A 26475-nucleotide genomic window follows, 5' to 3' on the forward strand; every position below is an offset into this window, starting at 1 on the left:
AGCTTTCTGGACGAATGTTTAAGATTTGTCGATAGACCTAATTTTTGCCAATGGGATCGTGTATGGAGTGTTCAGCAAAATAGAAATTTGCCCTATTCCCAACACTGTAAATAAGGCAAAGGAGTTCTTATAAGGGGAGATAGAAAACTTTTGAGAAGTATAGCAGCGTAAATAATTAAAGGTTTGTAGCGATGATTTTAGCCCTCTTTACGAGACGCTACGCGAACAAATGAGGGCTGAAACACTTACCATAAAATAATCTTCAGGTTTTTTATATTACTTAATATAGTTTGATTTATTCTTGCTGACTTACTTCGTTTATCTAGGAGCATTTGCAATTGAACCCATAAAGCTGCATTTATTGCAACAATAAGCAACTGATAAATGTACTAGGCGACTGCAAGTATCGTTGAGAATAAGTTCAGCCGTTCTTAATATTTACTACTGACTTAATATAATTCGATAGCATTGAAGTAGCTGTTAGAAAACATGGTAATAAATTTATTAGTAACATATATAGAATTGGAACAAAACCATGATTGATGAACAAGAAATAGAAAAATTGTGGCAGGCTTTCAAAGTATTAGACGTAGACGGCAACGGCGCGATCTCAACCGAGGAACTAGGGGAGGTAATGCGATCGCTAGGGCAAAATCCCACGGAAGCGGGGCTGCGTGACTTGATTAAGGAGATTGACGTTGACTTATCAGGCACTATTGATTTTGAAGAATTTAAAACGCTGATGATTGCGAAAGTAGGCGATCGCCAAAGCCGCCTTAAGTTAGCCTTCAGTGCCTTTGATGAGGACGGTAGCGGTGAAATTACTGCCGTTGAACTGCGGACAGTGATGACTCAGTTTGGGTTGACAGACGCTGAATTGAAAGAGATGTTGCAGGAAGTAGATCATGATGGCGATGGCTCAATTGACTTTGAGGAATTCTGTCAGCTAGTACCAGAGGAGTCAAGCAAAACTGGTTATCAAGACTCACCGATTTCTCTGAATAGTTCGCTCAAGACAGTTGCTACTTCCAATGAGGCCGCAGCAGCCAGCACCCAGCCGACGCCAGAAGCAACAACTCCAGAGTTGGCACAGCTAAGAGAACAGTTGGCGCAACAACCAAACTCACCGAATCAGAAAAAAAGCGGTACATCCCCATTACAAATGCAGATTGGTTTGTTTCGTTTGATTCAAGGAGCAGCCTACCGCAGTTTCCGTGAGAGTTTCTCTGCAAATCACGAAACTCACTTGCGGGTGAAAAACTTGCCATACAGAATCACTGATTTTGTGGAGTTTGTTAAACAGGCGATCGCACTGTACAAAGCATTAGGTATAGTATCCGAAGATTGCTACCCCGTTCTGGATGCAGTAGTTAAATCAATTGCCGATGAATATGCCCGATTGCAGGAGCAGATCGAGAACTGGCAAACAGTGGCAAAGACGCCAGAAATGTTGGCAGAACAGCAAGCGATTTTAGAAGCGCGGAGTAAATTTGCCAATGTCAAAGAAAAGTTTGCTGCTGGAGTCGAGTTTGCAATTACGATCAAAAAGAAAAGTCTCAGCTTGGGTGATATCGTCGAAGGTGTGCTGGCGATTAACGAACTCAATCGTCTCAGGGGAATAGAACTGAACGAAGAAATGGCTCCACCACCAGCTAAATCTCAGGCAAATCCAAAAGACTATTTGCACAAATGGAACCGCGTCATTCTCTCCCAAGCAACTGAGGAAATAGATGGTGCAATCATGCCAGTAGCATACTGGTATGAGGACTTTATGCCAAAATTGTTGGCAGCGTTTAGTGTTTCTACCACAGCAGATATCCAAAGTAACACCGTACCTGACGAGACGGCTTTGGATGAATGGTATCAGTGTACAAAAAACTCAGGAGAATTTAACCGCTACGGGGCGGATGTTGCCGAAAATTTTCCCCGTTGCACTCCTAAACAGAAATTGATCCTCAAACAAGCATGGCGATTAACGCATCACTACCTGAATGGAGTCCAGAAACGCCGCGAACGCCTAGAATTTGGGCGAGAATCAGGAGCGCTATCGCAGTATGTAGCATTCATTGATGTCTATCTAGATCGGACTGAGGTGAAGGATTCCCAAATGCGAGTCAGCTTCCCCTACTACATTGGCCCGGCAGTGTGGCGCTTCTTCCATACCACAGCTGAGATTGTGTCTACCAAGACCGATGTACAGCAAAAAGCCGCAATCGCAATCTTCAAAGATTTCTTCCAACTGTTTGCCACAATGTACCCGTGTCCTTACTGCCGACACCACCTGAATATGTATGTTGTCCAAAATAAGGAAGTGGATATGTATCCTGTAGAATATCTGGTACTTGGGCGCGACCCCAAGCTGACTGACTTTGAGGTGTCACTAGAAGCAAAATTATCTACCGTGGTAGATGGTTCCTCCCTACGCTTATTCTTCTGGAAACTGCATAACACCGTTTCTTCTTCCATTGCGCGATCGGAAGAATGGTATCACAAGGATGAAAAAGCGTTCTACACCACCCGTTTTTGGCCCAGCCTTGACTCTGAGTTAGCAAGAGCCAATGCACTCAAATACACCAGCATAGAAACTGCTCGCATCTACAACATCTATGGAATTCTGAAGCCATTGGCACGGCTGACAGGGGTAAAAACAGAATTGCCAAAGCTGCTGGAGAAGGGCGATGCGAATAACCTTAAGGAAGCGTGTATAGTTGCACAGAACCACATCAAAGATTTAGAGGAAGCTGTCATTAGCGGACAGTTTCTCCAAGAAACATACTACTTTGAACCTAGCCTTGTCGATAAACCCCCACTCTTCACCCCTGAAGAAGAAGAGTTTGCCCGAACTGGTATGTTTACAGAAACGATTTAAATACTTAGGAATGCTTTAATTCCCCTCCTTCAAAGTTGCATCGGTAGGGGAATTAAAGCGCGACCCATTAAAACCCATCTGCTTGACCTGAAGGGGTGACAAATGCTTGTGGCTAGCGACGCCGTTGCAACATTATGGATTGTCTAATGAGAATCGCCTTTGGTAGCTAGCTTGAAATATCGATGATATAAAGGAGACAATAAAAATAGCCAAAGTAGAAGCTTGCCCCGAAAAGGCAATTTCAATGCTTTGAAAAGTCACAGTAGAGTTGGTATCTCACCCTGTATATGCCTTTGAATATCCTCTAAAATAAGTGTTTAGAAGCGTAAAAATCTAATTTATAGAGGATTTTTTCTAAAAGACAAACACCGATGTAGCCTGTAACCGTACATGACCAATCGAGAGGAATTAATGAAGAACGAGTCAACGTTAGCAACCAACGCCAACGTAAATTTCCTTATCGGTGGAGGTGAAATGGGGGCTAGGATGCGAGAATACGATTGGTCAAAAACGTCCCTTGGCCCAACACAGCAGTGGCCACAAAGTTTGAAGACTGCCGTGCGAATTATGCTAACTTGCCGTCAACCGATGTTTGTTTGGTGGGGTGAGGAACTGATTAACCTTTACAATGACGCCTACAAAACTATTATTGGCGGCAAACATCCTGAAGCATTTGGGCAGCCAGCTTCATACGTATGGCGGGAAATATGGGATCAGGTTGGGCCTCGCGCCGAATCAGCGATGCTAAAGAATGAGGGTACTTACGACGAAGCGCTACTGCTAATTATGGAGCGCAATGGCTACCCAGAAGAAACCTATTATACTTTTTCATATAGCCCGGTTCCTAATGACCAGGGCGACACAGGTGGGATCATTTGCGCCAACACAGAGGACACGCAGCGAATTATCAGCGAGCGTCAGTTGGCACTTTTGCGCGAACTAGCGGCGAGGACAGCAGACGCGCGGACATTCGATGAAGCCTGTACGCTAAGTGCAAGTTGTCTGGAGAGCAACCCTTACGATCTCCCGTTCGCCATGATTTATCTGGTCGATCCCGATAAGCAGGAAGTTTTTTTGGCTGGAACGTGCCGCATTGGGCAAAACCACGTAGCAGTTCCAGAAACAATGGCTCTCGATGCTGATGGGATTTGGCCCTTTGCGGAAGTGAGCAAAACGCATCAAGCCAAACTGATTTCCGATTTGGAAGTGTCTTTTAGTAGTCTACCCTGTGGTGTTTGGCAGCGATCGCCCCATCAAGCGATCGCAGTACCCATTGCCGCATCCGGTCAAACCGGAAAAGCTGGTATATTAATTGCTGGTTTGAACCCCTTTAGGCTATTCGATGACAATTATAAAGGATTCATTGATTTAGTTGCGGCTCAAATTGCCGCCAGTATCGCTAACGCACAAGCTTACGAGGAAGAACGCAAACGCGCTGAAGCCTTGGCAGAAATCGATCGCGCCAAAACCGTCTTTTTCAGCAACGTCAGCCATGAATTCCGTACCCCACTTACCCTGATGTTGGGGCCATTAGAAGACACCTTAACCACTTGTGCTACTCTGCTTCCAGCCAAAGAACGAGAGCAGCTAGAAATGGTGCAACGCAACGGACTTCGGCTGCTGAAACTGGTCAACAGCTTGCTAGATTTTTCACGCATTGAAGCCGGAAGGGTTCAAGCCTCTTATGAACCCACCAATCTTGCCACCTTCACCGCAGAACTAGCTAGTGTATTTCGCTCCGCAGTAGAACGGGCAGGGATGCAGTTATCAGTTAATTGTCCTACCCTGCCAGCACCAGTGTATGTAGATCGAGAGATGTGGGAAAAAATTGTTCTTAACCTGCTCTCGAATGCCTTCAAGTTCACGATGGCTGGAGAAATTGCAGTCAGTTTGCAGTGGTCAAATGACCATGTTGAGTTTGCAGTCAAAGACACAGGAATCGGTATCCCAGCAGAAGAAATCACCCACCTTTTTGAACGATTCCACCGCGTCAAAGGGGCGCAAGGACGAACTTTTGAAGGGTCAGGGATTGGATTATCACTGGTGCAAGAATTGGTGCAAATGCATGGTGGAACAGTTAATGTTACCAGTGTTCTCGGAGCAGGCAGTTGCTTTACTGTGTCAATTCCAACAGGATATGCTCATTTGCCTCCAGATCGGATTAGTGCCCCGCGAACTTTAGCTTCAACTGCATTAGGTGCAACACCTTATTTAGAAGAAGCCCTGCGGTGGCTACCGGAAGAGGCAGGGGAGCAAGGGGGCAGGGGAGCAGGGGAGCAGGGGAGCAGGGGAGCAGGGGAGCAGGAAGTATTTTCCCTTCTGCCTCTTTGCCCCTCTGCACCCTCTGCTCGGATTCTCTTGGCGGATGACAACGCAGATATGCGCGATTATGTTAAGCGGCTATTAAGTCAACAGTATGAGGTGGAATCAGTGCCGGATGGTTTAGCTGCTTTGGATTCGGCTCGTGGACGTGTCCCCGATTTGGTACTGACAGATGTGATGATGCCTGGATTAGACGGCTTTGGACTGCTGCAAGCATTACGAGCCGATCCGCTGACGCAAAAAGTTCCAATCATCCTGTTGTCGGCACGGGCGGGGGAAGAGGCACGGGTAGAAGGCTTAGAAGCGGGAGCCGATGATTATCTGATTAAACCTTTCTCTGCCCGTGAATTGTTGGCGCGGGTAGAGGCAGCCCTAAAAATGGCTCGTCTTCGCCAAGAGGCAATGGAACGCGAGCAAGGGTTGCGAATTGAAGCTGAGGTCGCCAAAGCACACCTAGAGACTGTTATCGCTGGTATTCAAGACCAGTTCTTTGTATTGGATCGAGAGTGGCGTTATAGCTTTGTCAATGAACAGGTAGCAGAAATTGTTGGCATCCCCAAGGAAGAGTTGCTAGGTAAGATCATTTGGGAAGTGTTTCCCGATGTGGTTAAAAGCGAGTTTGATACTGAGGTTCATCGGGCGAAGGCAGAAAACACCGTTGTTCAATTTGAATACTTTTATGCGCCTTGGCAGCGCTGGTTTGAGAACCGCGTTTACCCCTTTGCAGAAGGAGTCAGCATTTTTGTTACAGACATTAGCGATCGCAAACAAGCAGAAAAAGCACTTCGTGAAAGCGAAGAAAAGTTTCGCAACATGGCTGATAATGCCCCCTTCATGGTTTGGGTAACAGACACCAATAGCTACTGCACCTATCTCAGTCAAAGCTGGTACGATTTTACAGGTCAGAACGAGGAAATGGGTCTGGGATTTGGCTGGTTAAATGCTGTGCATCCAGAGGACTACAATGACACTAGGAATATTTTTCTGGAAGCTAATAGGAGTTACTCGGCCTTCCGTTTGGAGTACCGCTTGCGGCGCAAAGACGGCGAATATCGCTCTTGCATCGATGCCGCTAATCCGTGGTTTGGAGTGGACGGTGAGTTTAAAGGTTACATCGGCTCAGTGATTGACATTACCGAACGCAAAGTCGCAGAAGCCGAACGCGATCGCCTTCTAAAACTCGAGCAAGCTGCTAGAACTGAAGCCGAAAGAGCCAACCGGATTAAAGATGAGTTTCTGGCGGTACTTTCCCATGAATTGCGATCGCCTCTGAATCCGATTCTTGGTTGGGCGAAACTCTTGCAGACTCGTGAGTTTGACACAGCAGCCCTAAAGAAAGCGATCGCAACTATCGAGCGGAATGCTCAATTACAAGCTCAACTAATTGAAGATTTACTCGATGTCTCTCGAATCTTACAAGGCAAGCTCAACCTGAAGATGTTACCTGTCAACCTAGTACTGGTGATTGAGGCGGGATTGGAAACAGTCCGTTTGGCAGCAGAAGCTAAAAATATTCAAATTCAGACGATGCTGGATGCTTCTTTCGGGCAAGTTTTGGGTGATTCCGGTCGTTTACAACAAGTTATTTGGAATCTCTTATCGAATGCCGTTAAATTCACTCCGGAAGGAGGAAAAATTGATATTCAACTAGAGTGCGTTGACGCTGAAGCTCAGATTACCGTTAGCGACACAGGTAAGGGAATCAGCCCTGAGTTTCTACCTTATGTGTTTGAATATTTTCGTCAGGCTGATGGCACGACAACCCGAAAATTTGGTGGATTGGGGTTAGGGTTAGCAATTGTGCGTCATTTGACCGAATTACATGGCGGCACGATTCAGGCAGAAAGTTTAGGTGAGGGGCAAGGAGCTATTTTCCGAGTCCGGCTACCATTAATTAAAAAAGATTTAACCCCAAAACAAAACATAGATATTGCTGCACTAAATTCTTCTCCTCCGATTGAAATTCTGACAGGCATCCAAATCTTAGTTGTAGATGACGACGATGATACCCGTGACTTCCACACATTTGTACTAGAACAGGCTGGAGCAATGGTGACAGCAGTGACATCAGCAAAAGAAGCATTACAAATTTTGGCAGAGTCAGAATCAGATATGCTGCTCAGTGATATTGGGATGCCAGAGATGGATGGCTATATGTTAATGCGCCAAGTTAAAGCATTGCAGGCAAATCAAGCCAAACAAATTCCGGCGATCGCTTTAACTGCTTATGCCGGAGAAATCAATCAGCAACAAGCACTTGAATCAGGGTTTCAAAAGCATCTATCCAAACCTGTCGAACCAGATGAGTTAGTCAAGGCAATTGCAACTCTAATTGGTAGAAATGGAAATGTCTGAGTATTCAGTAGCAGTGCATAAAGCGTGTAAATATCTCTACACGAAGAATTGATAAATTTATTCGTGGAAGAAATACCAACATTAGATATTCTCCCCAAAATCATTCAATCGAACTTTTGCACAAATGCAAAATTCGCCCTCATCCCCCAACCCCTTCTCCCAAAATTGGGAGAAGGGGAGCTAATTTCAAAGTCCCTCTCCCAATTTTGGGAGAGGAATTTAGGGTGAGGACTTTTGATTTATGGCTTATATCATGTCCGCCTAATTAGTTATGATTTCCACAGTCATTGCACCCCACCCCTTAATCCCCTCCCCGCTTGCGGGGCTACGGTGTATACACAAGTCCTAAAATCCTTGCCTAGTAAGATACAAGCTTTAGCAGGCAAGGTTTTGAACTGAGCAAGCTGATTATCAATAGTGTCAGCTTATTGATAGAGGTTTAACGGAAAATCAAGGATTTTAAAAATAATTTTCCGTTCTTTTGTGTCCATTTGATTCCCAACTCAACTTGTGTATACACGGTAGGATGCATTGGGGGGAAACCGGAAATCTAGTTCCCTCCCCTTTGCAAGTACTTACATACTCGTCTATTCAAGAAAGACGGCTAGGGGAAACCGGAAATCTAGTTCCCTCCCCTTTGCAAAGGGAGGGTTAGGGTGGGGTAAAACCGTTATTTATCAGCTATTTCAGACTTGTGTATACACGGTAGGCTTGCGGGGAGGGGAGACGAAGCGTAGCTTTGGCGGGGTGGGGTTCTTCAGGTTTAGTAAGTAATCAAGCGAACATGATATTAATATATTAACTTGTTTCAAATATTTTGTTATTTATTGAGATATATTTGTTTTTCAAAAGATATATTTATTTTGAATTAATTTAGTTAAAAACTGTTTCTAATCTGGCTGATTTAACCTTTATTTTGTAACTTAAATTGTTATCTAACTCCTAAGTTTATTCCTTAATTGCACAAAATATATCGGCAATTACTTGAGTAGTCAGTATAAATTTTAGTATGTGCTACTAAGTTGCTTACTCAGCTAAATTATTCAGTTTATTTAACTCATCAAATCTTCACGTAATTGAAGTATAGTTTATCTTTTAGACTAAAAATATTGGGAATAATAGAGTACATCGGATTGAGCAAATTCAAATTATTTAGCTATGAGCCAAATATGTCCTATCTCCAAAACCTGTGCTTGTCGCAATGTTGCACGCTGCCAGAATAAGGAGGCAGGTAGGCTTTTTCTCTGGTTTCCCGTTTCACATACCCTGATAAAAGTCACCTCCTATCTACAGCAGTTTGCCCTTGAGTATGAACTGATGCACGAACGACCAGGTTTGAGTTTGAATTGTAAACCTGGACAGTCCCTAGAAATTGCTCGTAATCTGGCCAAACTACTTGCACCAAGAGAATTAAAAGAGACGCAAGTCCTTTTCATTCAAGGTACTTTCCAACCTCAACTCCATGATTTTAGTGACATAGCCTCATTACAACGCTTCATTAAGTTGAACCAATCCGACTGGCTGGTTGAAATGCTGGCAACAGAACGATTTACTAGTTACTTCCAACCAATTGTCTCAACTAAAGATACATCGCAAATTTTTGGATATGAATCGCTCTTGCGAGGGCTGGATGAAGAAGGTAATTTAGTGCTACCGACACCAATTTTAGAGTTAGCAACCGAAGCCGGACTCATGGCACAACTCGACCAAGTTGCTCGTCTGAGCGCAATCACTCAATTCAGCCGCTATCAAGTGAATGGGCACATCTTTATCAATTTTGCACCAACGTCACTTTATGACCCAGCTTTTTGCCTACGTAGTACGGTAGAGGCAATTGATACTGCCGGAATTTCCCACGATCGCGTTGTTTTTGAAGTCGTAGAGTCAGACAATCCTCAAGATTTAGCCCACCTCAAGGCAGTGCTTCAATACTACCGGAATGCTGGATTTTTAGTCGCTCTTGATGATCTCGGTTCTGGCTATTCCAGCCTAAACTTGCTGCATCAGTTACGTCCAGACTTTATCAAGCTGGATATGGAGTTAATTCGAGATGTACATCAAGACCTTTACAAAGCATCGATTACCGAGAAGCTTCTAGAGATTACTCAAAAATTAAACATCCAGACTGTTGCTGAAGGAATTGAGTGCATTGAGGAACTGAATTGGTTGCGAGAACGAGGTGCAAATTTTGCTCAAGGCTATTTGATTGGTAAACCCAGTGCAGTGCCTGTCACTACAACCCCTCAGTTTGATCCAATCGTGTTAACTGTAGCATCGGCACATTCTAAGATAGTTGAGCAGCGTGTCCAACACCAAAGCGAGTCTGAGCGAATTGTTGCGGCTGTAACGCAGCGCATTCGTCAATCGTTGGAGTTAGACGAGATTTTGCAAACCACAGCAACGGAAGTGCGACAACTGTTTGAGGTAGACCGAGTGCTGATTTACCAGTTTGAGCCAGACTGGAGTGGGTTAGTCGCTGTAGAATCCTTAGCAGAAGGGTGTATGTCGATTTTTGGATTTCACGTCATGGACACGTGCTTTAAATCCACGCGTGCAACTTACTATCAGCAAGGTAACACCAGAGCGATCAAAGACATTGAAAATGCGGGTCTATCACCGTGTCATATTGACCTCCTCAGAAGTCTGCAAATCCGGGCAAATCTTGTCGTACCTATTTTGCAGCAAGAGCGTTTGTGGGGACTGTTGATTGCTCACCAATGCCGTCATCCCAGAAAATGGCAGCAATCAGAGATTAACTTGTTTAACCAGTTAGCAGGTCAAGCTGCGATCGCTATTCAGCAATCAGAACTTTACCACCAATTACAACAAGCAAACCAGGAATTACAGCGCCTTGCCTGTTCCGATGGTCTAACCCAAGTGGCAAATCGACGCTGCTTTGATGACACGTTAAACACGCAGTGGCAATGGTTGGCACGAGAGCAAGGTTCGCTATCTTTGATTTTGTGTGATGTCGATTACTTTAAGCTTTACAACGATACGCATGGGCATCTGGCAGGAGATGATGCACTTAGACAGGTTGCTAAGGCAATCTCTCAGACAGTTAAACACCCCGCTGATTTAGTGGCTCGTTATGGTGGAGAAGAGTTTGCAGTTATTCTGCCGAATACTAATATTGAAGGGGCCATTACAGTTGCAAGAGATATTCAGATCAATGTTAGTGCATTACAAATGCCTCATCCCCATTCTCAAGTCAGTGAATTTATTACCCTAAGTCTTGGTGTAGCAACCATCACTCCTCATAGCCAATTATCTCCTGCAACCTTAATTGCTGCTGCTGACCAAGGACTCTATCAGGCAAAAGCACAAGGAAGAAATTGTGTGGTGCAAATGGATTGTAAGAATGCTGATGCTAAATAATCCTCTTTTATCCCGTCTACCAGCTTTCGTTGGAAGGATCATCATTTCCCCCTGACAGTGCCAGTATAGCTAAGTGCTGAGTGCTGAGTGCTGAGTAAAAATCCAGTTTTTTCAGGACTTTGAGCAATCAACACTGTCCTAATCTGTGTGACTACGGCTATAAATCTTTTTCACAGCTAGCCGTTCCTGAAATGACTTTTTAGGAATCTTAATGGAACAAAAATCTTTTCTCAATTGGCTAAATTCAAGAGTAATCATCTTCAGCATCGCTTAAGTAAAGCGGCATCAATAATTAAAGGTTTGTAGTGAGTTCAAATGAGGGCTGAAGCCCTCACTAAAAAATAACCTCAAGATTTTTACATTACTTAATTTACTTCGATTTATCCTCACTTACTTAGAGTTGGTGAAGATAAAACGAAAATTGAACATATAAATAAAATGTTAATGGCTTGACAAGGTGTGATTATATGAAATAATAATCATCTATGTATAGAAATACTTGATGTGATCAATATATTTTCGTATACAACTGTTAAATTAATTCAGTTTTCTGTTCATATATGAATATATTAATTATTTTGGCTGAAGTCAGCTTAATAATCTTTGTTTTTTTATTAATGAACTGGGTTTTCAGCAAATTATTCAAGCTATTTACTAAAACCTTTATACCTAAAAGCGACAATAGAAGTATCAAAACCCTCCGCCGAAATATCACAGGGTTATTGTTACTTGCTTGCGTGGTGTCGTGCATTATGATTGTGGGTGCTAATGCTTATCTAGTTTATCAGGGCGAAAACCTTCAGCAATACACACTGTTGTTGATTGAGCGTATCCCATCAGGATTTTGGGTGACATTAGGAATTGGCATAGCTCAGAGTCTTGGCACTTTGATTTTAGCGGCGATCGCGCTGAAATTTCTAAAATATTGGCTGAAGGTAGCTAGCGCTCGCACTAAGAACTTAGAAAAAAATACTGCTGACGATGAAAGCATTGATGCTTTCTTTAACGCCTTCTATGACAGAATCAGTGGTGGAATCTGGCTGTGGGCTACCATCTTGTGTGCCCATTTTCTCAAATTGCCAGCAACGGTTTCGGAATATTTGTACATTGCGCTGCGAATCTATCTAATCATGGCCGTCGGCTTGCTTATACTTAAAGCAGTCGCTGCGATCGTTGATAGCCTAGATGCTCTCAGCATCAGATACTCCAATCCTGATAACCTGCTAAGATTCTATGATCGCCTCCGACACCTGATACCTTTTTTAAAGCGCTGCTTGGAATTTGTCATTTATGTCTGCATGGCAACATTGGTGATTCAGCAGGTGCAGTTAATAGCCAATGTCGCAACTTTTGGCCCGCGAATTATCAAGATAATTGGTATCATCTTCATTAGTCGCGTCTTGTTTGAGGTCGTTTACTTACTTATTGAAGAGGTGCTGTTCAAAGAGCAGAATCTAACTGATATTCAAAGAAGTAGACGCCTGACGCTCGTTCCTCTGTTTCGTAGTTTCTTACAATACTTAATTTACTTTGGTGCTACAGTTTTCATTCTCTATGCCCTGAGTATCGATCCAACTCCCATACTTGCGGGTGCTGGTATTGTCGGCATCGCTGTAGGTTTAGGGGCACAAACACTAATTAATGATATTGTCTGCGGCTTCTTTATTTTGTTTGAAAATTACTACTTAGTAAGTGACTATATTGAAGCTGGAAAGGTTGAAGAAAAAGTTGTCGAAGGTATTGTCGAGGCAATTGAACTCAGAACTACTCGTATTAGACATCCTAATGGTCAATTGCAGATTATTCGCAATGGCGATATTGGCTCAATTACTAATTACTCCAAACAGTATATTTTTGCAGTAGTAGAAGTTGGTGTGCCTTATGATTCCAACTTAGCGCATGTTTACAAAGTCATTGAGGAAGCGGGAGAGCAGTTAAAAGCAGACTACCCAGATGTACTCGAAGCCACACAAGTGGATGGAGTCGAAAGCCTGGGAGAGTCTAACTTGTTGCTGCGGACATTGACGAAAGTAAAGCCAGGAAAACATCTTCAGATTCAGCGCGTTCTTCGGAAGATTTTTACGAATGCACTGCTGCGGGAAGGAATTGTAATTACCGTGCGCGCTGAAAGTGCCGAAGGTTAATTTGGCACTTTTTTCTACATTAGATTAGGCGGATTTATAGTTATTAATATTTACACAAGCCGTATGCTTACTGTCCCAATCACAGCTCTAACTAATGTCGCCCAGCGAGCGACTGAAGAATTAAAGTTTGATATATTAGCTCCAGTAACTACTACAGATGAAATAGAAGCAATCAACCAAGCTTATTCATAAGCAAAAAGCAAAACTGTTTAATAAAAAATAGACTTGAGTTATATATCCCCACCTCAAATATTTTAAGCGCATAATAATGCACTATGTCCAGCAACGAGGTTTGATAAAACTGCATTTCAAGTTCTGACCTCGGTACTATAACTGGTTTGTGGAAGGAACAGTCTCCTTACGATAGGAGGGCGCTTAAGACTGGTATCGTCCGGGTCGTTTTTTTAGGGGTCATCTCGCCTACATAATACATAACTATCTTGTACAGAAGGAGTCCCAACAGAGATGGGGGATTTGTGGAGTTAGCCTCAAGAGCTAACGCACCATTAGGATGTTAAAACCCCAGAGATTCCTTTACACTTTGACCAAACACTCTAGTAGTTCGCCAAGTTCACTTGGCGGGGTAAAGGGGAAGGGGAAATGGGTAAAGGGTTTAAATCCCTTACCCTTTTCCCTTTCCCCAGTCCTCACTTAGCATTTTTGGGTTGGCAGACTACTAGTTGCGCTAAAAATCGTGAGGAAGCGGAAGTTATCGGTTCTATCAGGGAAATCGTTAATGGTAGAGAGAAGTGCGAGTATGTGCTAGAAAAAATGGCGTCTTTTTCTGTGCATCTGGTGACTTTGACAATCTGATCGGGCTATTGTAATCATGGTAACAGCAGGTGTGAAAAATCAGCTTTTGTCAAGAATAGCTTGGGCGACAACTTCATCGGTGATCAGTCCCGTAATCAACTTGCCATGCAGAGCCGCCAAAATTGACTCTACTTTTTTCACACCTCCTGCAATACCGATAATCAGCCGTTGGGCAGTTTGTTCGAGCGGGACACCGGCAACTCGGCTGTTAGTTGCACCTTGAATTAAGACTCCTTGGCGATCGTATGCCCATCCTGCAATTTCCCCAACTGCCCCCAGTTCAATTAATTGGGTCACTTCATCGTCATTAATGAATCCGTCTTGGTGTAACGGTGCATTCCAATCAATTGGGCTAATACCTACAAAGGTTGCTTTGGCTTGCTCCACAAGGGTTTTTACCGTGATAAACGATCGCTGCGTCTGCAAGAGTTCTCGTTCTTCAATACTGGTCGCTACGACTGGAGTTGGAACTGGATATACTTGGGAACCAACGCGATCGGCCAAATGCATCACTACTTCATAACGACCTGCACGCCCATACTGAGACATATTCCCAACTATTGAGACAATCTTATGCTGAGGTTGATTCATGGATGGGATTTGCTCCACCATCGATCGCAAAGTCCGACCGGTGGAAAATGCCAGGATTGTTGGAGTTTTAGCAACAAGGTACGTCTCTAAGTGAGTGGCAGCACATACGCCAAGCCCGTTCAATGTATCGCCACTCCCTGCATCACTTGGAACTACTTCACAAAGGGATAGTTCAAATTTGTCTCTGAGCGATTCAGCTAGAGCAATACACTCGCTCAGGGGATGATCGAGCCGAAATTTGATCAGTTTTTCACTCACCGCTAGTGCGACCAAACGCTGTGCTGCCTGCCGGGACACGTTCAGCTTTGCCGCAATCTCTTCCTGTGTGTTTCCAGCAATGTAGTAGAGCCAAGCTGCATGAGCTGCTTGGTCTAACTTGCGATCGCGCCGCTCTAAAAAGGGTTCTTTCATATTCCACCTTTAGGAAGTATGCATCCCCCAAAAGAGTAGATAATTTATTTGAATATCTGCTCAAGGACACATGTTTTGCTCAAATTTTTGTGTATACGTTATCACATTCTACGTTAATAAAAGTAGTCTGAAATAAACTCAAGCGCAGCAAAACATTGCAGTAATAATCGTGGAGGCTGACAATATTACTAACTTGGCAATACCCGTTTTCCCTATTGCCCGCCAGTAAGCTCCAAATTAAAGCCCGTAATGTAGCTTGCTTCATCGCTCATGAGAAATGCCACACTGTTGGCAACTTCTTCAAGGCTCCCCAAACGCCGCATTGGTACTGAATTAATCATTTGCTGCTCTACTACTTTAGGATCGGCATCAAAGTACTGTGACCCTACACCTGCTTGCAATTCGGTCTGCCGCGTCCACATCATACCAGGGCCAATCAGCGCAGGCGAGAGCGCATTCACCCGAATGTGGTAAGGAGCCAAGTCTTTTGCTGCTGTTTGAGTTATCCCAATGACGGCAAACTTCGAGGCTGAGTAGGCAATCATATTTGGAGGGCCAACCACTCCTGCATAGCTTGCCATATTAACGATCGCTCCTTTGCCCGATTTACGCAAGTGTTGTGCCGCAGCCTTGAGAACGTGAAAAACTCCGACAACATTGATGTCGATGACCTTTTGAAAATCCTCCTCAGGATACTCATCGGTTTTAGCAAATACTCCTTGATAACCCGCATTGTTGAAAATATAGTCGATCCGTCCAAATTGCTCTACAGCACCAGAAAAGGCTTGAGCAACTTCCTCAGAAGCGGTGACGTTACAGCGAAAGCTAAGAACTGGAACTTTATAAACTTCCAATTCGTGAGAAACCTCTGCCATCTTCGCTTCGTTTAAGTCTAGGAGTACTACAGCTGCACCATCTGCGGCAAAACGCTTTGCAGTAGCTCGACCAATATCACCAGCACCGCCCGTAATCAAAATCGTCTTGCCAGCAAAGTCATAGCTTGCTTTAGCTGTCATATCTTCAACTCCTTGTGAATATATGTTGCAAATAGTGTTTAAGTGTCCAGTATTTAAGATCAGCTAGTATGATTCAATTATTGGGACTTTGCCCAATAGTAGAGCATAAAATCATTTTTCTTCTATGATTTTAATACTAAAGGAGCTGTGCGATGCGTATGCCTCGCTTCGCTAAAATCTTGGTTTCATTCTTCGTTGGAGTGATGCTGGCACAACTGCTACATGCCTGTGCGGGTTCACAAGCAGCAGCGAAAACAAGGCTGACGATCGCTACTGTCAATAACGGCGACATGGTGGTTATGCAAGGGCTTTCCCGCAACTTTGAACAAGCCAATCCAGATATTCAACTGCGGTGGGTTGTCTTGGAAGAAAACGTGTTGCGTCAACGCACCACCACAGACGTTGCTAGCCAAGGCGGACAATTCGATGTCCTGACAATCGGTTCCTATGAAACGCCGATTTGGGCAAGACGGGATTGGTTAAAATCATTGGATCTACCCGCAAGTTACGACGTGAACGACCTGATAAAACCCATCCGAGAAGGGCTTTCCAACAACGGCAAACTCTATGCTGTGCCTTTCTATGGGGAGAGTTCCATGCTGTATTACCGAAAAGACTTGTTTGGAAAAGCAGGGATTACGGTTCCCGAACAACCAACCTATCCCCAAATCAGAGAATGGGCGAGTAAGGTTCACGATCCAGTACATGGAGTTTATGGTGTTTGTCTGCGTGGAAAACCCGGCTGGGGCGAAAACATGGGGTTTGTGTCCACATTGGTCAACACCTTTGGCGGACAGTGGTTTGATATGAAGTGGCAACCCACTATAAATACTCCAGCCTGGAAAGAAGCGATCACTTTCTATGTCGATTTGCTCAACAAATATAGCCCACCGGGTGCGAGTTCCAATGGATTCAATGAAAATCTGGCCCTATTCTCAACGGGTAAGTGCGGTATGTGGGTAGACGCAACCGTTGCCGCAGGGCTATTATCCAACCCGAAAGAATCTCAAGTCTATGACAAAGTTGGCTTTGCCCGTGCGCCAATTGAGAGATATCCAAACGGCTCGAATTGGCTCTGGGCTTGGGCATTAGCGGTTCCAAAAACCTCAAAATCTCCCGAAGCTGCTCAAAAGTTTGTTGCTTGGGCAACCTCTAAGGAATACATTCAATTAGTTGCTAACCAAAGTGGTTGGGTTAGTGTACCACCAGGTACGCGAACTTCCACCTATAACAATCCCAACTATCAAAAAGCTGCACCCTTTGCTTCGATTGTGCTGAGGTCGATCCAATCTGCTGATATTAGCCGTCCAGCCGCACAACCAACCCCTTACAAGGGTATTCAATATGTAGATATTCCCGAATTTCAGGCGATCGGTTCTTCGGTCGGGCAAACTATGGCAGCAGCCTTGACTAATCGCCTTTCGGTCGATGAGGCGTTGGAGCGATCGCAGAGTTCGACTGAACGGTTTATGAAACACACGGGTTATATCGAGTAATTCTAAACTGTTCCACATCTAACTTGCACACAGTCAGCAGCTGGGATACTTATTAATTCTAGGTTTTTGATTTTGAATTTTGAATTTTGAATTGTTATTATGTTTTCTTCAGTAGCTGTCAAGCGCCACCACGAAACGCCACCCACTAGGCAACGAACTAAGCGACAGGCATCAACCTTACCTCTAGTTGCGCCTTCGGTCATTGCTCTGCTGCTATGGATGATTGTGCCTCTGGTGATGACGCTATGGTTTTCCTTTCAGAGGTATAACCTGCTCAATCCAGATGCACGCAAATTTATTGGAATTGAAAATTTCACGTTCATCTTGAGCGATCCAGGTTTATGGACTTCGATCGCCATCACAATAATTCTGGTTGTGTCGGTTCTAGCGATCACAATTGCTCTAGGCACACTCCTGGCAATTCTATTTGACCAGGACTTTTATGTCCAGGGGATTGCGCGGGTACTGGCGATTTCTCCGTTTTTCGTCATGCCCACAGTCAGCGCCTTAGTCTGGAAGAATATGCTGATGCATCCAGTGAATGGGCTATTTGCTCAATTCACAAGAAGTTTGGGTTTGGGGGCGATCGATTGGTTTGCAGATTTTCCCCTGCTTGCCATCATTATCATTGTTTCGTGGGAATGGCTTCCCTTTGCTCTGCTGATTTTATTGACGGCAATTCAATCACTCGACCATGACCAGCTAGAAGCAGCCCGGATGGATGGAGCAAATGCGATCGCTCTATTTCGTTTCGTCATGCTACCGCATCTGAGCCGCGCCATTGCTGTAGTCGCCATGATCGAAACGATTTTCTTTTTGACTATCTTTGCAGAAATCTTTGTCACCACAGGAGGCGGCCCCGGAGTGGCAACAACCAACCTTGCCTATTACATCTTCCTGAGAGCCTTGCTGGAATTTGATGTCGGCGGAGCCTCGGCGGGTGGATTAATCGCGGTAATTCTTGCCAACATCGTGGCAATTTTTCTGATGCGTAGTGTTGCACGTAATTTGGATACATAACTATGGCACAAAAAACCTTGAAGCGCTTGCTATTTACCTTGCTCGGTTGGTTTGTTGCTTGCAGCTTGTTTTTCCCGATTTTCTGGATGTTTCTCACCAGTTTTAAAACGGAGGTGGCGGCGGTTGCAACTCCTCCTCAGTTATTTTTCCAGCCCACATTAGAAAATTATGTGGCGATCCAAGATCGGGCAAATTATTTCAACTATGCCCTCAACAGTGTGGCGGTTTCACTCGGATCGACCATACTCGCGCTGCTGCTTGCCGTACCTGCCGCTTATGCGATGGCGTTCTTCCCAAGCAAACGTACTAAGGGAACCTTGCTGTGGATGCTTTCTACTAGAATGCTGCCACCCGTTGGTGTGTTGGTGCCGATTTACATTTTGTGTCGCAACGCTCGTTTGCTGGATACCCGCATCGGTTTAATTATTATTTACACCTTGATCAATTTGCCAATTGTCGTCTGGATGATTTATAGCTTTTTTAGGGACGTTCCCAAAGATATCCTGGAAGCTGATCGCATGGATGGGGCAAACACACAGCAAGAACTGATTCATGTTTTACTGCCACTGGCATTACCTGGAATCGCTTCCACAGCATTACTTTCAATTATTTTGTCCTGGAATGAAGCCTTCTGGAGCCTCAACCTTACAACAGCTAATGCCGCTCCTTTAACTGCATTTATTGCCTCATTTTCCAGCCCTCAAGGATTGTTTTGGGCAAAACTTTCGGCAGCATCAACCCTGGCGATCGCACCTATCCTGATTTTCGGCTGGCTGAGTCAACGGCAATTAGTTAGGGGTCTGACATTTGGTGCTGTGAAATAATCATCTGCTTTTCTGAAACTCCTTAACATAAAATTCTATGTCAACAGTTGCTTTAAGAGATATACATAAACAGTATGCTGATACTGAGGTGATCAAAGGCATCGATCTTGATGTTGGCGATCGCGAATTTGTTGTATTTGTCGGCCCGTCCGGTTGTGGAAAATCAACCTTGCTCCGGATGATTGCCGGACTAGAAGAAATTACCTCCGGCAAGTTGTTGATTGATGGAGAGGTAGTGAATGATGTACCTCCAGATAAACGTGGTTTGGCAATGGTATTTCAAACCTACGCCCTTTATCCTCACATGACCGTAGCGGAGAATATGGCATTTAGCCTCCGGCTTGCAGGTGTGCCAAAAGCCCAGCGTTATGAAAGGGCGCGTGAAGTCGCTCGTGTCCTGCAACTGGAACCACTGTTAAACCGCAAGCCCAAAGAGCTATCGGGAGGACAACGCCAACGGGTAGCGATCGGTCGTGCCTTGGTTCGCAATCCCAAAGTGTTTTTATTTGATGAACCACTGTCAAACCTGGATGCAGCTTTGCGTGTGCAGATGCGGATTGAACTTGCTAGCTTACATGAGAGCTTGCAAGCCACCATGATTTATGTGACGCACGATCAGGTGGAAGCCATGACACTTGCTGACAAAATTGTAGTGTTGCAGGGCGGCATTATAGAACAAGTCGGTTCGCCACTAGAACTTTACCACCATCCCCGCAATCTATTCATTGCCGGATTTATTGGTTCACCTAAGATGAACTTTATTTCGGTAACAGTAACAGCCGTCAATGACTCTGGTATAAGGGTCAAACTTCCTGGTGATACCAGTGTAATGATTCCGGTGAAGCCTGGAAAACTGTCGGTTGGAGATCAAGCTACATTGGGGATTCGCCCCGAACATCTGCGACTCGACCGCAATAACCCAAGCGTGAATGGCGAAGTGTTAGTTGTAGAACGATTGGGTGGACAAACCTATCTCTATGTCAAGATTGAGGGGGGAGACACCGTAGTAGTACAAACAGACGGAGATAATTCCAGCCAGTTACGCGATCTCGTTCCTATCCACATTAGCGGCGAGCTTTGCCATCTGTTTGACTTACAGGGTGAAGCAGTTTCAAAAAGTCGTCGTCACCAACTAGCATAAATAAGATGAACAGCAATACCAGCACAGGCTCAACAATCAAGCTGAATCAAGCATCCCTGTCTCATTTACCTGGAAACGTGCGCGTACCCAAGTATGATCGCCATCAAATCACTAATGGAATTGTGCATATTGGGGTTGGTGGATTTCATCGATCGCACCAAGCACTCTATCTCGATAATTATTTCCATCAGAATCCTGGTAGTGATTGGGGAATCTGTGGTGTTGGATTGCTGGACTCTGACTATGACAGGCGTATAAGGGATGCGCTGCTGTCTCAAGATTGTTTGTATACCTTAGTTGAGCAATCGCCCCAAAGCGATCGCGCTCGAATCATCGGTTCCATCACTCGATACTTGTTTGCACCAGACGATCATCAAGCAGTCATCGAAGCAATGGCAAGTCCCGAATGCCGAATTGTAACTTTAACAATTACTGAAAGTGGTTACTACTACATCGAAGGAAGTGGCGAATTAGACGTAAACTACCCAACGATTCAGCACGATTTGCAACATCCTGACCAACCAATCGGCACATACGGTTTTTTGACCGCTGCACTCGAAAAGCGTCGTCAACAGGGGTTAGCGCCCTTTACAGTCCTGTCCTGTGACAACATTCAGGGCAACGGCAACATGGTACAGAAAATGCTAACGACATTTGCCCAAATGCGCGATTCAGATTTAGGACGTTGGATTGCTGAATACGTTACCTTTCCCAACTGCATGGTTGATCGCATTACTCCGATGACGACCCCAGCAGATATCAAAATGGTGGCGGAATTTGGTATTGATGATGCATTTCCATGCGTAGCAGAGCCTTTCACCCAGTGGGTAATCGAAGATACCTTTTGTGCAGGCAGACCTGATTGGGAATCCGTTGGCGTACAGATGACTAACGATGTTCATCCCTACGAGATGATGAAAATTCGGCTGCTCAACGCCAGTCACTTGTTAATTGGCTATCTCGGCTCTTTGGCAGGGTATACCTATGTTTATGAAGTTATGGCTGATCCCTTGTTTGAGCAAGCAGTGGCTAAGTTGATGGATGAGGTAACACCAACGCTCCAGCCTGTTCCTGGGATTGATTTAGACGATTATAAAAAGACTTTAATTGAACGGTTTTCCAATCCTAAAATTCGCGATCAACTTCCGCGCCTGTGCCTAAATGGATCAGCTAAAATTCCTAAGTTTGTTTTGGGATCGCTCCGCGATCAATTACAACTTGGAGGTGCGATCGATTACTTAAGTTTAACGATCGCTGCTTGGTGTCGGTACCTCACGAGTCAGGATAAACAAGGGCAACCTATTCCCATTGATGATCCATTAGCAGACATCCTCATTCAACACGCCAGCTTGAGCAAATTAGATCCTAAGCCATTGCTCAGTATATCTGAAATTTTTGGAGATTTAGTAGAGTCACCACGTTTCGTCGAGGCTGTTGCTGACCAGTTGCGTAGTTTGCATGAGTTCGGTGTTAATGGAACATTAGTCCGATTCTCGCAAGCACACTAAGGCATTATCAACTTCATGAGCGATTTGTAGCTTTATTAAGCAACAAATCTAATTTGAGATTCTTAACTTTTAAGTATTTGAGGACTAGCCTAATGCTGCTTGGCATAGATTTAGGAACAGGCTCTGCTAAGGCATTGCTCCTAGCGACAGACGGAACCGCTATAGGTGAAGCATCAAGCTCTTATCCTGTTCATGCACCTCACCCTGGATGGGCTGAATCGGAGCCAAGGGATTGGTGGTCAGCTGTTGCCTTAGCTGTGAGGAAGGCAGTGGGAAATCATGCCGATCAAGTACAGGCGATCGCACTTTCAGGGCAGATGCACGGTGTTGTCCTAGCTTCGGAGTCGGGTGAGCCACTGCGTCCTGCTATCCTCTGGGCAGATAGTCGTAGTACCACACTTAACGCTTATCATTCGCTTGATGCAACTATTCTAAAGCGATTGGGCAACCCGATTACGGCTGGAATGGCTGGCTCAACTTTGCTGTGGCTACGAGAACACGAGCCTACTGTTTACGCCCAAGCGCGTTGGGTACTCCAGCCAAAAGATTGGCTACGGTTACGGCTGACTGGAGAAGTTGCAACCGAACCATCTGACGCTAGTGGTACTTTGCTTTACGATGTTGTATCGGACAACTGGGCTTGGGATGCAATCTCAGCCCTGAATCTGCGTTGTGATTGGTTGCCGAAAATTATTCCCTCTAGTGCGATCGCAGGTTACTTAACAACTGATGCTTCAGAGCATCTTGGCTTAAGAGTTGGCTTAAGAGCGATCGCTGGTGCTGCGGATACAGCAGCAGCCGCACTTGGTAACGGACTACTAGAGCCTGGTTTGGTTCAACTAACCATTGGCTCAGGTGCTCAAATCATTACACCTCGCTCCCAACCAATTCTCGATCCTCATGGTCGCACACATCTATATCGAGCCGCCGTACCTAACGGGTGGTATACTCTTGCAGCAATGCAAAATGCGGGGTTAGCGCTTGAGTGGGTGCGAGGTATCCTTGGCTTGAGCTGGGAGCAAGTCTATACTAAAGCGTTTTCTGTTCCCCCAGGATGTGAAGGGTTGACATTTTTGCCATACCTCACAGGTGAGCGAACTCCACACCTTGACCCCTATGTACGCGGGGCATGGGTGGGGCTTGGACTTCATCACACACAGGCGCACATGATGCGGGCGGCTTTAGAGGGAGTTGCTTTTGCCTTGCGACAAGGTTTTGCAGCACTTGAGGCAACAGGTTTTAAAGCCACAGAACTGCGTTTAGCAGGCGGAGGAACGGCAGAAATGCCTTGGAAACAATTACTGACTGATGTATTGAGAATACCTCTCTATGCAACTACCGTTGCTGCTGCATCTGCGCGTGGTGCTGCTCTATTGGCGGGTATCGGAATTGGCGTATATGCAGATGCTAATGACACAAGCAAACTGGCAGCCGCACCAACGCTTGTTGCAACTCCCCAGTCAGTTGATTCAGCCTTAGAATATGCTTGGATGCGATATCAATCTCTTTATCCACGACTTAAAAAAATCTCATAGAAGTTATGCCTTAAGACCGTAGCACTAAAAGGTATTTACAGAATAAATTGTTAAGATGAGCCTGTTTAACATCAAGTCAAGAAAAGAAGTGAGCTTACTAAGAGCATAAGTAGTGGCTTTCATAAATCTCAACTAACTAGGCCATTTGCCGAGCCATTAACTGGGCAAATAGACCTTCAACAGCAGCAAGTTCCTCAAAAGTTCCTTGTTGGGCAACCCGGCCTGCTTGCAGTACATAAATACGGTTAGCGTTGCGGATGGTGCTAAGTCGATGAGCGATCGCGATTCTGGTAACTTGTAACTTATCCAAGCTTTCACTGACAATCGCCTGGGTTCTGTTATCTAGCGCACTGGTAGCTTCATCGAATAACAAAATGCGGGGTTTTAAGGCCAAAGCGCGAGCAATCAATAATCGTTGTCGTTGCCCTCCAGAGAGATTGCCGCCTCCTTCACTAATCACAGTATGCATAGACATGGGCATGGCTGCAACATCGTCAGCAAAGCCAGACATCCGCGCTGCCTCCCAAGCTTCATCAAGTGTGATCTGAGCGCCGCTAGCAATATTGTCGAAAATAGAAGCTGACATAATCCGGCCATTTTGCAGAACGACACCTAACTGTCGGCGCACTGCCTCAACATCCAATCCAGACAAATCTTGACCATCATAATAGACAGTGCCATCTTCAGGAGTCTCAAACCCCAATAGCAATCTAAATATAGTAGATTTACCGCTCCCAGAACCGCCTACAAGTGCAATAAACTCCCCAGGCTCGGCATACAGACTCACATTATCTAGGATCAGAGGGCCATCTTGTCGGTAGCGGAATGTGGCATGATCTACAGCGATTTTGCCTGTGAGCTTACCAGGATCAGCTTTGCACAGATCCACTTCTGGTATAGTTTCTAAAATTGGTTGAGCGCGTTTCCACTGAGGGACAACTTGCAAAGCGCCGGTAACTGTATTGCTTACGTCTGTAGTACCTTTAATAAAAGTACCAAACGCACTGTTAAAAGCTAGGAAAGTCCCAATTGTCAGTCCGATCGCACCTGTAGTCTGAGCCTCCTGAAGCTGTTGGATGGTAAACCAAAACAGGATGCCAGAAGTTACCGTGGGCATGACTGTATTGAAAAGGGCAACACCATCTTCAACATTCTGGGTGCTAAGTTCCAGTTTTATTTGCCGGCTGTAGTTTTTACTCCAAGAAGCGAAACCCCGCTCTTGCGCCCCAGCGACACGCAGTTTAGAAATGCCATTGATTAGTTGTACTGTCTGCCCAAAGATATTTCCCTTTATTTCCAGCAGTGGACGAACTTTGCGGACGAGGAGCATACCAGAGAGAGTCGTCACAACTACAACAACTACTGCTACAGCCACAGCAACTAAAGCTAATTTCCAGCTGTAGTAAAACAAAAGTCCTAAGTTTAATAATGAGAACAGACCTGTAATTAGAGTAATCAGGGTTGTGCCACTTAGTAGGCGACGGATTGTACTAATCGATGTCACACGAGACTGAAGATCCCCTGTGGTGTACTGGCGGAAAAAGGATACTGGCAAGTTTAGCAGCCGATCCCATACAGCAGCTTGGGTGGAGGCATCGGAAACTGTTTCCACACGCAAAAGTGCGAATCCTTGAGCCAGCCGAAATACTGCCGTCCCAAAAGCTGCAACCAGCAACCCCAAACCAACTTGTAGTAACAATCCGCGATCGCTATCTGGAATGGCGTTGTCAATTAAAATGGCAGTGGCGTGGGGTGTGAGCATACCCAGCAGTGTCGCGGCAATACCAGTTAAAAAAACGATTAGTATATCTCTGCCACGATTCTTCAGCGCGAACCGAAATAAATCGCTAGCGTTAAGAACTTTATCGGGCAAAGACCGATAAAACATATAAGCAACGGGCGCTAGTGTCGAAGCAATAAGGGCATCTACAGGATGACGAGTGCCAACGCTTGGATCAAAGATTTCGTAGCGAGTGGGAGAAACTGGCAGGAGTGCCACTGGTTGGTTGTCCTCTTGGGTGTAGGCAACCAAAGGGCCACAGTCCTTTGACCACCAGTTATCCCGCAACAAAATCTGTCGCATCCTTAACCGCGAAGCTCTAACAATTGCCTCCAATGGCTCCTTCACCCGCTTCAGGTTCTCTGACTTAGCTGGGGGGCGAATTTTCACACCTAAACACCTGCCCACAGCACCAGCAACAACTAACAATGGCGCACCTTCGAGGAAAAAGGTTGCTTCTTGAGTTCCTAAAGAAGATGCTAGTTCGCCTAGAGCTTCTGCTGTCACCTGACGATTGAGACGTTCCCGATCACTGAGCCGTTGCAGTTCTTCTTGCGTTTCCTGCTGTTCTAGGAAGTTGATATATTGCAGCAGTTGAGTATGAAACTGGGAAAGCCCCTCAAGCAAGATATCTGCGTTGCGGATGGCGCTTGTGGAAGCCGTGGCAAGCTGAACTTCCCCGTAAGCTTGTAACCATATACCATCGCTAAGGGGGAAAATTCCCGATGTCGGATCTAGAGTTAGTTCCTCAAGCCCCATCCAGTGGATATTTCCTTGCTGAATTTGTACCCAAGCGATCGCCTGGGGTTCTGGCTGGAGAGTTTGACCATCAATTAAAGAAAATCGTGCTTCTCCCACTGCTCGGACTTGAATTGCTGGGGTGGCAATATGGGAAAGTGTAGTGTTGATTTGCTCGACCCAACCCTCCACCAAAGCAACTATTCTAGTATCCCCATCAACAACTAACTCCCCAAAAAATTCCCGGTCTACCTTTAGCAATTCTGTTTCTCCCATCGGCACTGCTAAAAGTTGGCGGTGCTGATCAATACAGTCAGAAGCTGTTCCGAAAAGAGCTTCTTCGGGATGAAGAGTGAACAAATAACGGCGAGTTCCTTCTGTAATGCCATTTTTAATAGTGACAGCAAACAACGCTACAGAGCCGGACTGCACCACCCAAATGGTCTGCGGGTCGTCTAGCAGTATTGGTTCATTGCCTTTAAGGGTGTATAGTTGCCCCTCAAGGTCTTTGCCTCTGATTTGGTTGATGACCAT

15 protein-coding genes are annotated in these 26475 nt (G+C 45.1%); 12 read left to right on the forward strand and 3 right to left on the reverse strand.

Annotated features, from left to right (window positions below):
• Positions 1 to 535: 535 nt before the first annotated feature.
• The 6 genes from RMY16_RS15065 (at position 536) to RMY16_RS15090 (ending at position 13881) form a co-directional block, all read left to right on the forward strand.
• Positions 536 to 2869 carry an EF-hand domain-containing protein gene (locus tag RMY16_RS15065; RefSeq protein ID WP_322737024.1) on the forward strand — a complete coding sequence of 778 codons (2334 nt, stop codon included), beginning with the start codon at positions 536 to 538 and terminating at the stop codon, positions 2867 to 2869.
• Positions 2870 to 3280: 411 nt separating this feature from the next.
• A complete protein-coding gene (locus RMY16_RS15070; protein ID WP_322737025.1) occupies positions 3281 to 7546 on the forward strand; it encodes an ATP-binding protein in 4266 nt (1421 codons plus the stop codon).
• 1158 nt (positions 7547 to 8704) lie between these two features.
• Positions 8705 to 10924: an EAL domain-containing protein gene (locus tag RMY16_RS15075; RefSeq protein WP_322737026.1), complete on the forward strand. Its 2220-nt coding sequence runs from the start codon at positions 8705 to 8707 to the stop codon at positions 10922 to 10924.
• Between the two features lie 560 nt (positions 10925 to 11484).
• Complete coding sequence (locus RMY16_RS15080) at positions 11485 to 13068, forward strand: mechanosensitive ion channel family protein (protein WP_322737027.1); 1584 nt, start codon at positions 11485 to 11487, stop codon at positions 13066 to 13068.
• 63 nt (positions 13069 to 13131) lie between these two features.
• Complete coding sequence (locus RMY16_RS15085; protein ID WP_322737028.1) at positions 13132 to 13260, forward strand: hypothetical protein; 129 nt, start codon at positions 13132 to 13134, stop codon at positions 13258 to 13260.
• A 408-nt stretch (positions 13261 to 13668) separates the two neighbouring features.
• Positions 13669 to 13881, forward strand: coding sequence for a hypothetical protein (locus tag RMY16_RS15090; protein WP_322737029.1), 213 nt, complete (start codon positions 13669 to 13671; stop codon positions 13879 to 13881).
• Positions 13882 to 13920: 39 nt separating this feature from the next.
• Here RMY16_RS15090 and RMY16_RS15095 read toward each other — a convergent pair whose 3' ends face one another.
• Complete coding sequence (locus tag RMY16_RS15095; protein WP_322737030.1) at positions 13921 to 14883, reverse strand: sugar-binding transcriptional regulator; 963 nt, start codon at positions 14881 to 14883, stop codon at positions 13921 to 13923.
• A 212-nt stretch (positions 14884 to 15095) separates the two neighbouring features.
• Entirely contained in the window at positions 15096 to 15899 is an 804-nt protein-coding gene (locus RMY16_RS15100; RefSeq protein WP_322737032.1) for an SDR family NAD(P)-dependent oxidoreductase, read from the reverse strand.
• Between the two features lie 152 nt (positions 15900 to 16051).
• Here RMY16_RS15100 and RMY16_RS15105 point away from each other — a divergent pair, with 152 nt between their 5' ends.
• The 6 genes from RMY16_RS15105 (at position 16052) to xylB (ending at position 23423) form a co-directional block, all read left to right on the forward strand.
• Entirely contained in the window at positions 16052 to 17395 is a 1344-nt protein-coding gene (locus RMY16_RS15105; protein ID WP_322737033.1) for a sugar ABC transporter substrate-binding protein, read from the forward strand.
• Between the two features lie 99 nt (positions 17396 to 17494).
• On the forward strand, positions 17495 to 18415 hold the full coding sequence (locus RMY16_RS15110; RefSeq protein WP_322737034.1) for a sugar ABC transporter permease: 921 nt from the start codon (positions 17495 to 17497) through the stop codon (positions 18413 to 18415).
• Positions 18412 to 19239, forward strand: a complete 828-nt coding sequence (locus RMY16_RS15115; protein WP_416211673.1) for a carbohydrate ABC transporter permease — start codon at positions 18412 to 18414, stop codon at positions 19237 to 19239. The genes RMY16_RS15110 and RMY16_RS15115 overlap by 4 nt, the downstream gene beginning before the upstream one ends.
• 37 nt (positions 19240 to 19276) lie before the next feature.
• Positions 19277 to 20380 (forward strand): sn-glycerol-3-phosphate ABC transporter ATP-binding protein UgpC, encoded by a 1104-nt coding sequence (locus RMY16_RS15120; protein WP_322737038.1) that lies wholly within the window; start codon positions 19277 to 19279, stop codon positions 20378 to 20380.
• A gap of 5 nt (positions 20381 to 20385) precedes the next feature.
• A complete protein-coding gene (locus RMY16_RS15125) occupies positions 20386 to 21888 on the forward strand; it encodes a mannitol dehydrogenase family protein (protein ID WP_322737039.1) in 1503 nt (500 codons plus the stop codon).
• A gap of 92 nt (positions 21889 to 21980) precedes the next feature.
• Positions 21981 to 23423, forward strand: a complete 1443-nt coding sequence (xylB, locus tag RMY16_RS15130) for a xylulokinase (protein WP_322737041.1) — start codon at positions 21981 to 21983, stop codon at positions 23421 to 23423.
• Positions 23424 to 23559: 136 nt separating this feature from the next.
• Here xylB and RMY16_RS15135 read toward each other — a convergent pair whose 3' ends face one another.
• The gene (locus RMY16_RS15135; RefSeq protein ID WP_322737043.1) at positions 23560 to 26475 is read right to left on the reverse strand and encodes an NHLP bacteriocin export ABC transporter permease/ATPase subunit; all 2916 of its coding nucleotides are present in this window, start codon (positions 26473 to 26475) and stop codon (positions 23560 to 23562) included.

Origin of the sequence: Nostoc sp. DedQUE12b, from assembly GCF_034530835.1 — a bacterium.
Lineage (GTDB): Bacteria > Cyanobacteriota > Cyanobacteriia > Cyanobacteriales > Nostocaceae > Nostoc.

Excerpts from the sequence above, each read along its gene's own strand:
- RMY16_RS15065 (WP_322737024.1), top strand. The coding sequence starts at position 536 with ATGATTGATGAACAAGAAATAGAAAAATTGTGGCAGGCTTTCAAAGTA.
- RMY16_RS15070 (WP_322737025.1), top strand. The coding sequence starts at position 3,281 with ATGAAGAACGAGTCAACGTTAGCAACCAACGCCAACGTAAATTTCCTT.
- RMY16_RS15075 (WP_322737026.1), top strand. The coding sequence starts at position 8,705 with ATGAGCCAAATATGTCCTATCTCCAAAACCTGTGCTTGTCGCAATGTT.
- RMY16_RS15080 (WP_322737027.1), top strand. The coding sequence starts at position 11,485 with ATGAATATATTAATTATTTTGGCTGAAGTCAGCTTAATAATCTTTGTT.
- RMY16_RS15085 (WP_322737028.1), top strand. The coding sequence starts at position 13,132 with ATGCTTACTGTCCCAATCACAGCTCTAACTAATGTCGCCCAGCGAGCG.
- RMY16_RS15090 (WP_322737029.1), top strand. The coding sequence starts at position 13,669 with ATGGGTAAAGGGTTTAAATCCCTTACCCTTTTCCCTTTCCCCAGTCCT.
- RMY16_RS15095 (WP_322737030.1), bottom strand. The coding sequence starts at position 14,883 with ATGAAAGAACCCTTTTTAGAGCGGCGCGATCGCAAGTTAGACCAAGCA.
- RMY16_RS15100 (WP_322737032.1), bottom strand. The coding sequence starts at position 15,899 with ATGACAGCTAAAGCAAGCTATGACTTTGCTGGCAAGACGATTTTGATT.
- RMY16_RS15105 (WP_322737033.1), top strand. The coding sequence starts at position 16,052 with ATGCGTATGCCTCGCTTCGCTAAAATCTTGGTTTCATTCTTCGTTGGA.
- RMY16_RS15110 (WP_322737034.1), top strand. The coding sequence starts at position 17,495 with ATGTTTTCTTCAGTAGCTGTCAAGCGCCACCACGAAACGCCACCCACT.
- RMY16_RS15120 (WP_322737038.1), top strand. The coding sequence starts at position 19,277 with ATGTCAACAGTTGCTTTAAGAGATATACATAAACAGTATGCTGATACT.
- RMY16_RS15125 (WP_322737039.1), top strand. The coding sequence starts at position 20,386 with ATGAACAGCAATACCAGCACAGGCTCAACAATCAAGCTGAATCAAGCA.
- xylB (WP_322737041.1), top strand. The coding sequence starts at position 21,981 with ATGCTGCTTGGCATAGATTTAGGAACAGGCTCTGCTAAGGCATTGCTC.
- RMY16_RS15135 (WP_322737043.1), bottom strand. The coding sequence starts at position 26,475 with ATGGTCATCAACCAAATCAGAGGCAAAGACCTTGAGGGGCAACTATAC.